This window comes from Streptomyces fungicidicus, assembly GCF_003665435.1.
GTDB lineage: Bacteria > Actinomycetota > Actinomycetes > Streptomycetales > Streptomycetaceae > Streptomyces > Streptomyces fungicidicus.
Genome location: NZ_CP023407.1, coordinates 4,097,186 through 4,111,245, shown reverse-complemented (window position 1 = coordinate 4,111,245; position 14,060 = coordinate 4,097,186). Strand labels below are relative to the sequence as shown.

Here is a 14,060-nt window from a genome sequence, read left to right as displayed (position 1 = left end):
CCGCGCGGGCGCCGGTGAGGGGTCCCGCCGCGGCTACAGGAACGAGTTGATCTCGATCGTCTCGGTGCGGCCCGGGCCCACGCCGATCGCGGAGATCGGGGCGCCGGACATCTCCTCCAGTGCCTTGACGTACGCCTGGGCGTTCTTCGGGAGGTCCGAGAAGGACTTCGCCTTGCTGATGTCCTCGCTCCAGCCCGGCAGCATCTCGTAGACCGGCTTGGCGTGGTGGAAGTCCGTCTGCGAGTAGGGCAGTTCCTCGACGCGCTTGCCGTCGATCTCGTACGCCACGCAGACCGGGATCTGCTCCCAGCCGGTGAGGACGTCGAGCTTGGTGAGGAAGAAGTCGGTGAGGCCGTTGACGCGGGTCGCGTAGCGGGCGATGACCGCGTCGAACCAGCCGCAGCGGCGGTCGCGGCCGGTGGTGACACCGCGCTCCCCGCCGATGCGGCGCAGGGCCTCGCCGTCCTCGTCGAACAGCTCGGTCGGGAACGGGCCGGCGCCGACGCGGGTCGTGTACGCCTTCAGGATGCCGATGACCCGGCTGATCTTCGTCGGGCCCACGCCCGAGCCCGTGCAGGCGCCGCCCGCGGTCGGGTTGGAGGAGGTGACGAAGGGGTACGTGCCGTGGTCGATGTCGAGCAGCGTGCCCTGGCCGCCCTCGAAGAGGACCACCTTGTCCTGCTCCAGCGCCTGGTTCAGCACCAGCACCGTGTCGGAGACGTACGGGGCGAGCTTGTCCGCGTAGCCCAGCAGCTCCTCGACCACCTGCTCCACGCCGATCGCGCGCCGGTTGAAGAGCTTGGTGAGCATCTGGTTCTTGACGTCGAGGGCCGCCTCCACCTTCTGGGTGAGGATCGACTCGTCGTACAGGTCCTGGACGCGGATGCCGACACGGTTGATCTTGTCGGCGTAGGTCGGGCCGATGCCCCGGCCCGTGGTCCCGATCTTGCGCTTGCCGAGGAAGCGCTCGGTCACCTTGTCCACCGTCACGTTGTACGGCGTGATGATGTGGGCGTTGCCGCTGATCAGGAGCTTGGACGTGTCGACGCCGCGCTCGTTCAGACCGCTCAGCTCGGAGAGCAGGACCGACGGGTCGACGACGACGCCGTTGCCGATGACCGGCGTGCAGCCTGGGGAGAGAATTCCGGAAGGGAGCAGGTGCAGGGCGTACTTCTGGTCGCCCACGACTACCGTGTGGCCGGCGTTGTTGCCGCCCTGGTAGCGCACCACATAGTCGACGGAACCACCGAGCAGGTCCGTCGCCTTTCCCTTGCCTTCGTCACCCCACTGAGCACCGAGCAGCACAAGTGCGGGCACGCGCGTACACCCCTTCCGGGCGGGGCATGTCCAAGGTCAGGGGCGCACACGGAGGATCACCGCCGCGTGCACCGTGCGACCACCATTGGCCGCCAACCGTCGGACCGGATGCCCCGGAATAGACGAAACCCCTGGCGCAACAGCGCAAGGGGCTCTTGCACAAAGATGCTACCCGAGGAAGCGAGGCATGGCCGAGGTGGCGACTTCCAGGACCTTTCCCGCGACGTCCGAGCAGCTCCTGGTGGTCATCGATCCGGTCGCCCGACGGGCGGACGGCGAGTCCGTCCGGATCGCGAAGGACGTGCTCAGCGCGGGTGCGGCCGGCACGAAGGTGTGCCTGCCGGACAGCCCCGAGGAGTTCGCCAAGGCGCTGGCGCGGCGCGGGTCCCGGCGGCCGGTGGTGGTCGGCGACGACCGGGCGCTGGTGCGGGCGGTGACGCTGCTGCACCGGCAGCGGGAGCTGGCGGGCTGCGCGCTGTCGCTGGTTCCGGTCGGGGGCGCGCTGGCGCTGTCCCGGTCGCTGGGCGTGCCGACGGGGGCGGTGGCCGCGGCGCGGGCGGTGCTCGACGGGGCCGTGCGGCGGATGGACCTGCTGGTGGACGACAGCGACGGGGTGGTGCTCGGCGCGCTGCGGATCCCGCCGGTCGGGGGCGTGGCGCGGGAGCCGGAGGCGGACGGCGGCGCGGGCCGTCCGTGGCTGCGGACCTGCCGGTCGCTGGTGCGGACCCTGGTGCCGGCCCGGCCGTCCGGGATCGTCTCCGCCCCCGAGACGGGGCCGGCCAGGCTGCGGGTGGAGGTGGACGGGGAGACCCTCGTCGACCTGGGACAGCCGGTGGAGGGCGTCTCGGTCGTGCCCGGCGTCTGCGGGAGGGCCAGGGTCGAGGTGCGCCCGGTGTCGGTGGGCGCGGAGGCGTCGCCGCTGCGTGCGGAGGCCCGTGCGGTGACCGTCTCGGGCGCCCACTTCCGCTACCGCGCGGACGCCGCCGTCTCGGGCCCGGTCCGCACCCGGACGTGGGTGGTGCGGGAGGGGGCGTGGGGACTGACGGTACCGACGGGGTAGGGCCCCTCAGGGAGCTTTGAAGTCGGTCGTGTCCAGCACGCAGTCGAACGGCTGGGGAATGCGCAGCTTCTCGCCGAACGGCTTGGTGTCACGGGACTCGTAACCCTTGGCGGAGGGCATCGAGAAGACCGTGGCCTGCTCTTCCTGCATGTCGAGAACTAGATAGACGGGGATGCCGGACCGCCCGTAGACCTTCACCTTGTCCGTGAGGTCGTCGTCCCGGGTGGTGGATGACGTGAGCTCGGCCACGAAGCAGAGGGCCCCGCCATCGACATGGTTGTCTGCCGTTTCCAGGGCTTTCGCGTGCGTCGCGTGGATGTCCGGCCCATAAGCCCGCTCGGCACCCGGGAAGACGTACAGGTTGGGCGCCCGCTCGATCACGTGCCCCTCGGGCAGGTGCGGCTCCAACTGCTGGCACACCAAACGCATCACACGGGTGTAATACCCCTTGGACCACGGCGACACGACGATGCTCCCCCTGATGATCTCGGCTGTGTAGCCGTCGGGCACGTCCAGCTCGTCGAGGGTGTTCAGCAGGCCCTCGAAGCTGTCGGGTTCGGTGCCGCGTGTCGTCGGTCGCTCTGCCATGACAGTCATGATGCGCCCTCCCCTCGATGCGGAACAGATGCCACTCAGCGTATCCGCTCCGTCACGCACCGGTGACGGCTTCCGGGAAACCCCTCAGCCCCGCCCGAACCGCTCCTCACGGTGGGCGCGCCAGCGGTCCATCATCGTGTCGATCTCCTTCTCCACGAACTCGAAGAAGGCCAGCGTCTCCGCCAGCCGGCGGCCCGCCGGGGTCGCCGCGCCCAGGCTGGTCACGCCCTCCCGGAGGGCGTCCTCCCAGCGCTTGATGACGGCCTCGCGGTTGGTGAGGGCCTCGTACCACTGGTCGCCGTGGACGCGGTACCGCTCCCGGCGCGAGCCGGGTTCGCGCTCGCGGGAGACCATGTGCTGCTGCGCCAGGTAGCGCACCGCGCCGGAGACCGCGGCCGGTGAGATCTGGAGCCGTTCGCCCAGTTCGGCGGAGGTCAGCACGCCCGTGTCGGACGCGAGCAGGGCGGCGAAGACGCGGGCCGGCATGCGCGGGAGACCGGCTTCCACCAGTTGCGCCGCGAAGTGCTCCACGAACCGCGAGACCGCCTCCGGGTCCCGGTCCGTCCCGCCCGGTTCCGCCATGACCCGATCATCTCCCCTGCTCAGCCGCCGCCGATCAGTCTAGCCCCGCGTTTATACGGTTCCTTAACTTCACAAATTTCTGAATGAAGCGTACGTTCCGAAACATGACGAAGGCCATCACCGTGTCCGGGCTGCACAAGTCGTTCGGCCGCACGCGCGCACTCGACGGTCTCGACCTGGAGGTCGAACCGGGCGAGGTCCACGGCTTCCTGGGCCCTAACGGCGCCGGCAAGTCCACCACCATCCGCGTCCTGCTCGGCCTGCTGCGCGCCGACTCGGGCGCCGCCCAGGTGCTCGGCCGCGATCCCTGGGCGGACGCCGTGGAGCTGCACCGCCGCCTCGCCTACGTCCCCGGCGACGTCGAGCTGTGGCCCGGCCTGACCGGCGGCGAGGCCATCGATCTGCTGGCGCGGCTGCGCGGCGGCCTGGACAGGAGGCGGCGCGCCGAGCTCGTCGAGCGCTTCGACCTCGATCCGACCAAGAAGGGCCGCGCCTACTCCAAGGGCAACCGGCAGAAGGTCGCCATCGTCGCCGCCCTCGCCTCCGACGCCGAGCTGCTGGTCCTCGACGAGCCGACCGCGGGACTGGACCCGCTCATGGAGGTCGTCTTCCAGGACGTCATCGGCGAAGCCAAGGCGGCGGGCAGGACCGTGCTGCTCTCCAGTCACATCCTGGCCCAGGTGGAGAAGCTCGCCGACCGGGTGAGCATCATCCGGCTGGGCCGCACCGTCCAGTCCGGCAGCCTCGGCGAGCTGCGCCACCTGACCCGCACCACCATCGAGGCGGAGACCGAGCGGCCCGTGACCGGCCTGGACTCCCTGCCCGGTGTCCACGGCCTGCGGACCGTCGACGACGCCACCGGCCGGATCCGCTTCGCCGTCGACGGCGGACTGGTCGACGGCGCGGTCCGCAAGCTCACCGAGTTCGGCATCCGCAGCCTGATCAGCCACCCGCCCACGCTGGAGGAACTGATGCTGCGCCACTACGGCGACGAGCTCGCCGCCAACGGGCACGGCGCCGCACGGGACACGGACGGAGAGCCGCGATGACCTCCGCGACCACCGCCCCCGGCACCCGGGCTTCCGCCGCACCCGTCGCGGGCGGCAACGCGCTGGCCGGAACCCGGACGCTGATCCGCTTCGCCCTGCGCCGCGACCGGGTCCGGCTCCCGGTGTGGATCGGGGCCCTGCTCCTGGGCACGCTCACCACGGCGAACAGCTTCCGGACGCTCTACAGCGACCCGCAGGACCGGGCGAACGCCGTCGCGGGCGCGGACAGCCCGGCCAACCTGGCCCTGTCCGGCCCCCGCCACTACCTCACCGACGACGGCTTCGGCTCCATCCTGAGCCACCAGATGATCGGCTTCACGGCCGTCCTCGTCGGTCTCATGAGCGTGCTGGTCGTCACCCGGCACACCCGCGCGGAGGAGGAGACGGGCCGCGCCGAGCTGGTGCGCTCGACCGTCGTCGGGCGCCACGCGCACCTCGCCGCCGCCCTCTCCGTCGCCGTCCTGGCCAATCTCGTCCTCGCCCTGCTGCTGGCCCTCGGCCTGACCGGCCTGGGCCTGGAGGGCGTCGACGCGGCCGGCTCGCTGGTCTACGGCTTCGCCCACGCGGCCGCCGGCCTGGTCTTCGCCGCCGTGGCCGCGGTCACCGCCCAGTTCACCGCGCACACGCGCGGGGCGTCCGGCGCGGCACTGGCCGTCATCGGCGTCGCCTACGCGCTGCGCGCCGCGGGTGACAGCGGCGGCGACGGCGCCCTGTCCTGGCTGTCCCCGATCGGCTGGGTGCAGCGCAGCTACCCGTACGTCGACAACCGCTGGTGGCCGCTGCTGCTGTGCCTGGTGTGCGCGGTGGCGTGCGCGGCGGCCGGGTTCGTGCTGTCCACCCGGCGGGACGTGGGCGCGGGCCTGCGTCCGGAGAAGCTGGGCAGCCCCACCGCCTCCGCCGCGCTCGCCACACCGGTCGGCTTCGCCCTGCGCCTGCACCGCGGCATGCTGACCGGCTTCGGCGCCGGCCTGTTCCTGATGGGCGCGATGTACGGGTCGGTCCTCGGGGAAGCGGAGGACATGCTGCAGGGCATCGACGAGATCGAGGAGGCCCTGGCGCGCCTCGGCGGGGCCTCCGTCGTCGAGTCCTTCGCCTCGATGGTCATGGTCGTCCTGACGGTCGTGGCGGCGGTGTACGTCGTCATGGCGGCCCTGCGGCCCCGCGCCGAGGAGACGGCGGGCCGCGCCGAGCCGCTCCTCGCCACCGGCCTCTCGCGCTCCCGCTGGGTGGGCGGCCACCTGGCCGTGGCGATGGGCGGCGGCACGGTCGTGCTGCTGCTGGCCGGGCTCGGCTTCGGCGTCGCCGGGGCGGCCTCGACCGGTGACGCCGGGCTGTTGCCGGACCTGGTGGGCGCGGCCCTCGCGTACGCGCCCGCGCTGTGGGTCACGGCCGGTGTGGCCGTGGTGCTCTTCGGCTGGTTCCCACGGGCGGGCCAGGCGGCCTGGATCGTGCCGGTGTACGCCTTCGTGGTCGGCTACCTCGGCCAGATCCTCCAGTTCCCCGGCTGGATGAACAACCTCTCCCCGTTCGGCCACATCCCCCGGCTTCCCGCCGCGGACCTGGACTGGACCCCGCTGCTCCTGCTGACGCTCGTCGCCGCCGGCCTGGTGTGGCTGGGTCTGGCGGGCTTCCGCCGGCGTGACCTGGACATGAAGTGACCGCGCCGGGGCGGCCCCCGCACGGGCTCCCCGGCCACCGGCTCAGACCTCGACCGCCAGCCCCTCCAGCCCCCTGATCACGAAGTTCGGCTTCCTCGCCGGCTCCGCCGCGAGGCGCAGGGTCGGGGCCTTCTCCAGCAGGGCCGTCATGGAGGCCGCCAGTTCGATGCGGGCCAGCGGGGCGCCGATGCAGTAGTGGATGCCGGCGCTGAACGAGATGTGGGGGTTGTCGACGCGGGTCAGGTCGAGGCGGGACGGGTCGGCGAAGACCGCCGGGTCGTGGTTGGCGGCGCCGAAGAGCATCGCGATCTCCGCGCCCCTCGGGATCACCTGGCCGTCGATCTCGATCTCGTCCAGCACCCAGCGCTCGAAGAGCTGGAGCGGGGTGTCGTAGCGCATCAGCTCCTCGACGGCCGAGGGGACCAGGGAGTGGTCCGCGCGCAGGGCGGCGAGCTGGTCCGGGTTGCGGAACAGCGCCCACCAGCCGTTGACCGTGGAGTTCACGGTGGCCTCGTGGCCGGCGTTCAGCAGCAGCACGCAGGTGGAGATCATCTCCTGCTCGGTGAGCCGGTCGTCGTCCTCGTCGTGGGCGGCGATCAGGCCCGAGATCAGGTCGTCGCCGGGGTTGCGGCGGCGCACGGCGATCAGCTCGCGGAGGTACTCCGAGAACTCGGCCGAGGCCCGCACCGCCTTCGCCGCCGCGTCCCCGGACGGGTTCAGTTCGTACATCCCGCAGATGTCCGCCGACCAGGGACGCAAGGGGGCCCGGTCGGCCTCCGGGATGCCCAGCATCTCGGCGATCACCGCGACCGGCAGCGGCTCGGCGACGTCCTTGAGCAGGTCGCCGCCGCCCGCGTCGGCCAGCGCGGTCACCAGGTCCCCCGCCAGCCCCTCGACGTACGGCTTCAGGCGCTCCACGGTGCGCGGGGTGAACGCCTTCGACACCAGGCGGCGGATCCGGGTGTGGTCCGGCGGTTCGAGGTCGAGCATCCCGTGGTCGTTGAGGGTGTGGAACGGCTCGTGCTCCGGCGGCGGGGCGGTGCGGCCGAACTCCTCGTGGGTGAAGCGGTGCTGGTACGTCCGTCCCAGGCGCCGGTCGCGCAGCAGGGCCGAGACGTCCGCGTGGTGCGCGACCAGCCACTGGTTCGTCGGCTCGAAGTACCGCACCCGGCCCTGTTCCCGCAGCTCGGCGTAGGCGGGGTACGGGTCGGCGACGAACGCCGGGTCCCACGGGTCGAACGCGAGGTCGGAAAGGGCTGCCATGGACGGACGGTAGCCCGGAAAACCGCCTCTGACCAGGGGGGTCAGCCCGGTGTGACCAGCCGTGCCTCGTAGGCGAACACCGCCGCCTGGGTGCGGTCGCGCAGGCCCAGTTTCACCAGGATGCGGCTGACGTGCGTCTTGATCGTCGACTCGGCGACCACCAGCCGCCCGGCGATCTCCGCGTTCGACAGGCCCTGCGCGATCAGCACCAGCACCTCCGTCTCCCGCTCGGTCAGATCGCCGTACGCCGCGTGCGCGGCCGGCATCAGCCGCGGGGCCTCGGACAGCTTGGAGAACTCGGTGATCAGCCGTCGGGTCACCGTGGGGGCGAGCAGCGCCTCCCCGGACGCGACCACCCGCACCCCCTCGGCGAGCTGGCGGGCCGAGGCGTCCTTGAGGAGGAAGCCGGAGGCGCCCGCGCGCAGCGCCTGGTAGACGTACTCGTCGAGGTCGAAGGTGGTCAGCACGAGCACCTTCGCCGCGCCGTCAGCGGCGACGATCTCCCGCGTCGCCTCGATGCCGTTCAGCTCGGGCATGCGGATGTCCATCAGGACGATGTCGGGGGCGAGTTCACGGACCCGTTCGACCGCCTCCCGGCCGTTGACCGCCTCTCCGACGACCTCGATGTCCGGCATCGCGTTGAGCAGGACGGAGAAGCCCTCGCGGACCATCATCTGGTCGTCCGCGATCAGGACGCGGATGGTCATGCGTCACCCTCGTTCACCGTGGCGACCGGCAGGAACACGGCGACCTCGTAGCCCCCGTCGTCCGCCGGGCCCGCCGTCATCTCGCCGTTCAGCATGGTGACCCGCTCCCGCATGCCGGTGATGCCGTGACCGGCGCCGGGCGAGGGCTTCACCAGGCTCGGCTCCGGTGCGGGACCGTTGACCACGCGCACCCCGAGCCCGCCGAGGACGTACCCGATCTCGACGCGGGCGCTCGCGCCGGGCGCGTGCCGCAGGCTGTTGCTGAGCGCCTCCTGCACGATCCGGTACGCCGACAGCTCCACCCCCTGCGGCAGCTCCCGCACCGCACCGGTCACCACCTTCTCCACCGGCAGACCGGCGTCGCGCACGTTGACGAGCAGGGCGTCCAGGTCGGCGAGGGTGGGCTGGGGGGCGTCCGGGGCCTCGTAGTCCTCGGCGCGGACCACACCGAGGATGCGGCGCAGTTCGGTGAGGGCGGCGACCGCGTTCTCCCTGATGGTGACGAAGGCGCGCTCCAGCTCCGGCGGCGGGTTCTCCACCCGGTAGGGCGCGGCCTCGGCCTGGATGGCGACCACCGACATGTGGTGGGCCACCACATCGTGCAGCTCGCGGGCGATGGTGGTGCGCTCCTCCAGCGCCGTGCGCCGGGACCGCTCGTGCGCGGTGACCGTCTGCTGGGCGGTCACCTCCTGCTCCGCGGTGCGGCGGATGTGCCAGACGGAGACCACGAGCAGGGCGAAGGCGGACGTCACCAGCATGGGCCCGCTGTTGGTGTAGTAGTACGACCCGCCGAAGAAGACGTCGGAAAGGAAGGCGTACGCGACGGTCAGCCCCCACATCCAGGCGGCGGTGCGCGGCCGGGTGCGCAGGGCCACCACGACCAGTACGGACAGGTGGCAGATGAACGCGCCGGGCATCCACGGCCAGTCGCCCGAGCCGTTCTTGACCAGCGCGACCACCGGGGTCACCGCGAGGGACAGCCAGAACGCTCCGGCCGGCCGGACCAGGGTGGCGAGCACCGGGAGCGCGCACAGCACGCCGATCAGCAGGGCGGCCACGTCCCCGCCGGGCAGACCGCTCGACAGCGCGCCGGCCGCCAGGGCGAGCAGCGCGAGCCCTCCCACCACGGCGTGCGGCAGGTGCTGCGCGGCCGCCCTCGCCCGGGCGGGCAGCCGGCGGACGAACGGGCCGTCCGTGCGCCGGGGCGGCAGCGGGCGGTAGGCGAAGGGGTCGTGGAAGAGGTCCTGGCGCAGTCCCCGCAGGGAGTTCCGGGCCAGCCGGTACTCCGGGCTGCGGGTCCCGTTCCCGTGCTGCTGGTGAGTCGTCTCGGTCACGCTCACACGGTAGGCCGACCGGGTGACGGCGGTCGTCCCCGCCGAGACGGGTTTCCGGGCGTCCCTCTCAGGTACTACGCGGGCCACGACGGCGTGCCGCGCGGTACGCCGTCGAGCCCTTCAGTACCCCGAGGGCCGGACCAGCCCCGACTCGTACGCGAACACGGCGGCCTGGGTGCGGTCCCGCAGTCCCAGCTTCACCAGGATGCGGCCGACGTGGGTCTTCACGGTCTGCTCGGCCACCACCAGCCGTACCGCTATCTCCGCGTTGGACAGGCCCTGCGCGATCAGCGCCAGCACCTCCGTCTCGCGTTCGGTCAGCTCGCCGACGCGCTGTCTGAGCGGGGTGCGGGGACGGGCGTCCAGCCGGGAGAACTCGGCGATCAGCCTGCGGGTGATGCCGGGCGCAAGCAGGGCGTCCCCGGCCGCCACCACCCGTACCGCCTCGGCGAGCTGGTCGGCGGAGGCGTCCTTCAGCAGGAACCCGGACGCCCCGGCGCGCAGCGCCTCGTACACGTACTCGTCGAGGTCGAAGGTGGTCAGCACCAGCACCTTGACCTGCGGGGTGGCGGAGGTGATGAGGGCGGTGGCCTCGATGCCGCCGAGCTCGGGCATGCGGATGTCCATCAGCACGACGTCCGGGGCGAGTCCGGCGACCTGCGCGACCGCCTCCACCCCGTTCACCGCCTGTCCCACGACCTCGATGTCGGGCTGCGTGTTGAGCAGCACGGTGAAGCCCTGCCGGACCATCTGCTGGTCGTCGGCGACGAGTACGCGGATCATGCGGTGCCGTCCTGGGGAAGGGGGTCGGTGGCGGTCGGGGCGGGGGCCGGGAGGTAGGCGTCGACCCGGTAGCCCCTGCCGGTCCAGGGGCCGGCGGTCAGCCTGCCGCCCAGCATGACGGCCCGCTCCCGCATGCCGAGCAGCCCGTGCCCGGCGCCGGAGGACGGCGGCGCCTCCCGGGCAGGACGGGTGTTGACAACCTCCACCCGCAGCCCCCGCGGATCGTAGGCCAGGGTGACGCGGGCGGTGGCGCCGGGCGCGTGCCGCAGCACGTTGCTCAGCGCCTCCTGCACGATCCGGTACGCCGACAGCTCCACGCCGGACGGCAGCCGGCGCCGGCCGCCGGTGATCTCGGTGGTCACGGTCAGTCCGGCGGCGCGGGTGTTCTCCACCAGCGCCTCCAGCCGGTCCAGGGTGGGCTGCGGGGCGTCCGAGGCCTCGCCGGGGCCGGGGTGTTCGGAACGCAGCACGTCCAGCACGCGGCGCAGCTCGGTCAGCGCCTCGACGGCGTTCTGCCGGATGCCGGCGAGGTTCTCCCTCAGCTCGTCGGAGGGGTCCCGGGTCAGGTGCGGGGCGACCTGCGCCTGGATGGAGATCACCGACATGTGGTGGGCCACCACGTCGTGCAGCTCGCGGGCGATCCGGCTGCGCTCCTCCAGGAGGGTGCGCCGGGCGCGTTCCTCGGCGGTGAGCGTGGTCTGCCGGCCCAGTTCGGCGCGGGCCTCGCGACGGCCGCGCAGGGCGGCGCCGAGGACCACGACGACGGCGAACAGGGTGACGGCGAGCTGTCCGGTGGACGAGTGGTTCCACGCACCCCAGAGGCCCTGGAGGACGTAGGTGAGCAGCCCTGTCACGGCCAGCGCCTCGAAGGAGACCCGGGTGGGCGCGCGCAGCGCGAGCAGCAGCAGCACGCACAGATGGGCGACGATCCCCCACGGCGTCCAGGGCCACGGGAAACCGTCGATCTGGCCGGCCATCAGCATGCGGCGCAGCAGAACGGCGCACACCAGCGTGGCGGTGACCGACACCCAGAGCGCCGGAACCGGGCGCCGCAGCGCGAGGACGACCGCGCCGCCCTGCCCGAGCGCGACCAGCAGGGAGTGGCCGTCGCCGAGCCTGCCGTCCTCCGTGAGCTGGGCCAGGCCGCCGAGGACCACGGCGACCGCGATCAGGCAGAGGAATCCGTGCGGCGCCCAGCGCAGCCACACCGAAGGGGGCAGCGGGTCCGCCCGCCAGGTCCACAGGTCGTCCCGCAGCACGCCGAGCCACCGCCGGACGAGTTGTGCCCCCTTGTTCGCCACGCGGTTCAGCCTAGACATGCCGTACGTCCTCCGTGGCGGGCCGGTGGGCGCGGACCACGCGGGACGGCCCGCGCCGCCGGTCGCCCCCGCCCCGCTCCCAGGAGCGGAACGCGACCCCGCACACGGTGAGGGCGAGGGCGAACACCGGCAGCCAGAGAAGCCGGGCTGCGACCCAGCCGAGGCCGTCGGGGACGGTGTGCAGGCCGGGGAGGCGGCCGGCGGGGAGAGCGGTGGCGGTGGTCGCCATCAGGGCGGTCTGGTGCCAGAGGAAGACGGTCATCGCGGAGAGGTTGACCAGCGCCACCGCCGCCCATGCGACCGGCCGGCGCATCGCCGTGCGCAGCCGGTCCCGCAGCAGCAGGGTGAGCCCGCACTGGGCGAGGCCGAAGGTGACGGCGGCGAGCGTCGGCGGGTTGAGGTTGGACACCCCGGCGCCGGGGACGCCGACCATCGACGCCGGGTAGCCGGCCCAGGCGACGAGGCCGGCCGTGGCGGCCGTGCCGGAGAGGAGGAGGGTCCAGCCGGTCCTGCGGCGTTCCAGCTCGCCGCGCGTCCAGGCCGCGCCCAGGGTGTACGGCACCAGCCAGCCGGCCACCAGGTTCAGCCACGCGATCCCGTCCGGGGCGCCGAAGCCGAAGCGGAGCAGGTCGACGTGGAGGACGACGGCGAGCGGCCACAGCGGGTGGAGCCGAGCGAGCAGCGGGGTCGCGGCGGTGAGGGCGGCGAAGACCAGCAGGAACCACAGCGGCGACAGGGCGAGCTTCACCAGCGTGCGGACGGTGGCGTACTCGGCGCCGGAGAGCAGCAGGGCGGCCGCGACGACCGTCCACAGGACGAGGACGGCGACGACCGGTTTGAACAGCCGGGCCGTACGGCCGCGCAGCCAGCGGTGGTACGGGATGCCGCGGGCGCGCGCCGAGGCGTATCCGCGGGTCCCCACATGCCCTCCGACCAGGAAGAACACGGCGAGGGTCTGGAACGCCCAGGACAAGGGCGCGAGCCACGGCAGGTGCTGGAGCGGGCTGGCGGTGCGCAGGGTGCTGCCGTCCGCGACGACGGCGGTGACCAGCCAGTGGCCGAGGACCACACCGAGCACGGCGAGGGCGCGCAGGGCGTCCACGGCACGGTCGCGGTGGTCCGGGGTGGCGGCGTCGACGCGCCGGGCGGCGTCACGTGCCGCGGTGCCGAGCCGGCCGCTCATGAGGTCACCGCCCGGGTCTCGCCGAGGACGATCCGGGTGAGGTTGGCAAGGGAGGCGGAGCCGGGGGCGAAGTAGTCGCTGTGGCCGCCGTCGCCGGCCGCGAAGACCCGGGCGCCGAACTCCGGGGAGACCGGGTCGGCGCCGAAGCCGACGGTGGTGCCGAGGAGGTCCGCGCTGAGGTGCGGCACGTCGCCCACCCAGTCGCCGGCGCCGCGGGCGGCCCAGATCCGCGCCCCGGTGCGCAGGCCGGCGGCGGTGTCGGCGCCGGTGCCGGGGCTGCCGAGCAGGGCGATGTCGTCGGCGGCGAGGTGGCCGGCGGCCCGGGCGCAGACGACGGAGCCGTAGGAGTGGCAGAGCAGGGAGAGGCGCACGTGCCGTCCGGCGACGGCGCGCACGTCGCGGACGAGGTCGCGCAGTCGGGGTGCGGCCTCCTCCGCCCGGCCGGTGGTGGCGACGGCGGTGCTGACGGTGCCGGGGGTCTCGTAGCCGAGCCAGCCACCACCGCCGTGCGGGTGCCGGCCGGGGCCTCGCGGGTGAGCCGTCCGTGCAGGGCGAGGGCGGTGGCGCGGAACCGGCCGTAGGTGTCGAGGCCGGTGTCGGAGCCGGGGACCAGGACGGCGACGCGGTCGGCGTGCGCGAGGTCGCCCAGGACCTCCGTGGCCAGTCCGGGGCCCCGTCCGTCGAAGTCGAGCAACTGGCTTGTGGCGAGGGTGCGTTCGACGTCCGCGCGGTGGTGGTCGCCGTGCTCGGCGGCCATCCGGGACGCCTCCCGGGCGTTGGCTCGGTGGGCGGCGTAGGTCGTGGCGAGGGTCGCGGGGGTGGGTGGGGCGAGGTGGGCGGGGGGTGGCGCGGGGGGCTGTGGGCGGGCCGCGCCCGCGAGGGGGACGGCCACGGCGGCCGCGACGAGGAGGGCGAGGACGCCTCGCCACCATGGCGCTCGGGCGCTTGTGCGGCTGCCCGGTGCCGGTGTGGGGCGGGGGTGGGTCGCGCTGCCCGGCGCTGTCGGGGTGCCGTCGCGCCCACCCGTGCCGCCCCAGCGGCACGACTGCCCGCGAGACGATGGCTGCCGCACCATCTTCTTCACCCCTCCCGTTCGCCCGGTCGTCGGGCTTCTCGGGAAGGGAAGTTACGGAGGAGCGTGGGTAGTTCGCGTCCCGCCGGGGGACTCAGTCGCGGGGTGGCTCTCAAGTACTACGGGTATGACGCAG

Annotated in this window: 12 protein-coding genes and 1 pseudogene; 3 read left to right on the top strand and 10 right to left on the bottom strand. The window is 73.2% G+C overall.

Annotated elements, in window-relative coordinates; genetic code table 11:
• Positions 1-33 precede the first annotated feature (33 nt).
• Positions 34-1,317, bottom strand: a complete 1,284-nt coding sequence (locus CNQ36_RS18795) for an adenylosuccinate synthase (RefSeq protein WP_121546855.1) — start codon at positions 1,315-1,317, stop codon at positions 34-36.
• Positions 1,318-1,504: 187 nt separating this feature from the next.
• Between CNQ36_RS18795 and CNQ36_RS18790 the strand changes: the two genes are divergently transcribed.
• Positions 1,505-2,377 carry a diacylglycerol kinase family protein gene (locus CNQ36_RS18790; protein ID WP_121546854.1) on the top strand — a complete coding sequence of 291 codons (873 nt, stop codon included), beginning with the start codon at positions 1,505-1,507 and terminating at the stop codon, positions 2,375-2,377.
• 6 nt (positions 2,378-2,383) lie between these two features.
• Here CNQ36_RS18790 and CNQ36_RS18785 read toward each other — a convergent pair whose 3' ends face one another.
• A complete protein-coding gene (locus tag CNQ36_RS18785) occupies positions 2,384-2,974 on the bottom strand; it encodes a Uma2 family endonuclease (RefSeq protein WP_121546853.1) in 591 nt (196 codons plus the stop codon).
• A gap of 84 nt (positions 2,975-3,058) precedes the next feature.
• Complete coding sequence (locus CNQ36_RS18780; RefSeq protein ID WP_121546852.1) at positions 3,059-3,556, bottom strand: GbsR/MarR family transcriptional regulator; 498 nt, start codon at positions 3,554-3,556, stop codon at positions 3,059-3,061.
• 104 nt (positions 3,557-3,660) lie between these two features.
• On the opposite strand from CNQ36_RS18780, the gene CNQ36_RS18775 reads away from it, so the two are divergent.
• Together CNQ36_RS18775 and CNQ36_RS18770 are read left to right on the top strand one after the other, a co-directional pair.
• Positions 3,661-4,605, top strand: coding sequence for an ABC transporter ATP-binding protein (locus CNQ36_RS18775; RefSeq protein WP_121546851.1), 945 nt, complete (start codon positions 3,661-3,663; stop codon positions 4,603-4,605).
• A complete protein-coding gene (locus CNQ36_RS18770) occupies positions 4,602-6,263 on the top strand; it encodes an ABC transporter permease (protein WP_121546850.1) in 1,662 nt (553 codons plus the stop codon). Before CNQ36_RS18775 ends, CNQ36_RS18770 begins: the two co-directional genes overlap by 4 nt.
• A gap of 42 nt (positions 6,264-6,305) precedes the next feature.
• Here the strand turns inward: CNQ36_RS18770 and CNQ36_RS18765 are convergent, their stop codons facing one another.
• From CNQ36_RS18765 to CNQ36_RS18735, 7 genes and pseudogenes are all read right to left on the bottom strand, one after another.
• Entirely contained in the window at positions 6,306-7,526 is a 1,221-nt protein-coding gene (locus CNQ36_RS18765; RefSeq protein WP_121546849.1) for a cytochrome P450, read from the bottom strand.
• Between the two features lie 41 nt (positions 7,527-7,567).
• Positions 7,568-8,233, bottom strand: a complete 666-nt coding sequence (locus tag CNQ36_RS18760) for a response regulator (RefSeq protein WP_121546848.1) — start codon at positions 8,231-8,233, stop codon at positions 7,568-7,570.
• On the bottom strand, positions 8,230-9,567 hold the full coding sequence (locus CNQ36_RS18755) for a sensor histidine kinase (RefSeq protein ID WP_228313004.1): 1,338 nt from the start codon (positions 9,565-9,567) through the stop codon (positions 8,230-8,232). Before CNQ36_RS18755 ends, CNQ36_RS18760 begins: the two co-directional genes overlap by 4 nt.
• A gap of 120 nt (positions 9,568-9,687) precedes the next feature.
• Positions 9,688-10,350: a response regulator gene (locus CNQ36_RS18750; RefSeq protein WP_121546846.1), complete on the bottom strand. Its 663-nt coding sequence runs from the start codon at positions 10,348-10,350 to the stop codon at positions 9,688-9,690.
• Positions 10,347-11,669, bottom strand: a complete 1,323-nt coding sequence (locus CNQ36_RS18745) for a sensor histidine kinase (protein WP_121546845.1) — start codon at positions 11,667-11,669, stop codon at positions 10,347-10,349. The genes CNQ36_RS18750 and CNQ36_RS18745 overlap by 4 nt, the downstream gene beginning before the upstream one ends.
• Positions 11,662-12,852 carry an acyltransferase family protein gene (locus tag CNQ36_RS18740; RefSeq protein WP_121546844.1) on the bottom strand — a complete coding sequence of 397 codons (1,191 nt, stop codon included), beginning with the start codon at positions 12,850-12,852 and terminating at the stop codon, positions 11,662-11,664. Before CNQ36_RS18740 ends, CNQ36_RS18745 begins: the two co-directional genes overlap by 8 nt.
• Positions 12,849-13,927 (bottom strand): annotated as a pseudogene (locus CNQ36_RS18735) (alpha/beta hydrolase). Before CNQ36_RS18735 ends, CNQ36_RS18740 begins: the two are co-directional and overlap by 4 nt.
• Between the last annotated feature and the right edge of the window lie 133 nt (positions 13,928-14,060).

Bases quoted from the DNA above. Each gene is read 5' to 3' on its own strand.
- CNQ36_RS18790 (WP_121546854.1), top strand. From the start codon at position 1,505: ATGGCCGAGGTGGCGACTTCCAGGACCTTTCCCGCGACGTCCGAGCAG.
- CNQ36_RS18785 (WP_121546853.1), bottom strand. From the start codon at position 2,974: ATGACTGTCATGGCAGAGCGACCGACGACACGCGGCACCGAACCCGAC.
- CNQ36_RS18780 (WP_121546852.1), bottom strand. From the start codon at position 3,556: ATGGCGGAACCGGGCGGGACGGACCGGGACCCGGAGGCGGTCTCGCGG.
- CNQ36_RS18775 (WP_121546851.1), top strand. From the start codon at position 3,661: ATGACGAAGGCCATCACCGTGTCCGGGCTGCACAAGTCGTTCGGCCGC.
- CNQ36_RS18770 (WP_121546850.1), top strand. From the start codon at position 4,602: ATGACCTCCGCGACCACCGCCCCCGGCACCCGGGCTTCCGCCGCACCC.
- CNQ36_RS18765 (WP_121546849.1), bottom strand. From the start codon at position 7,526: ATGGCAGCCCTTTCCGACCTCGCGTTCGACCCGTGGGACCCGGCGTTC.
- CNQ36_RS18760 (WP_121546848.1), bottom strand. From the start codon at position 8,233: ATGACCATCCGCGTCCTGATCGCGGACGACCAGATGATGGTCCGCGAG.
- CNQ36_RS18750 (WP_121546846.1), bottom strand. From the start codon at position 10,350: ATGATCCGCGTACTCGTCGCCGACGACCAGCAGATGGTCCGGCAGGGC.
- CNQ36_RS18745 (WP_121546845.1), bottom strand. From the start codon at position 11,669: ATGTCTAGGCTGAACCGCGTGGCGAACAAGGGGGCACAACTCGTCCGG.
- CNQ36_RS18740 (WP_121546844.1), bottom strand. From the start codon at position 12,852: ATGAGCGGCCGGCTCGGCACCGCGGCACGTGACGCCGCCCGGCGCGTC.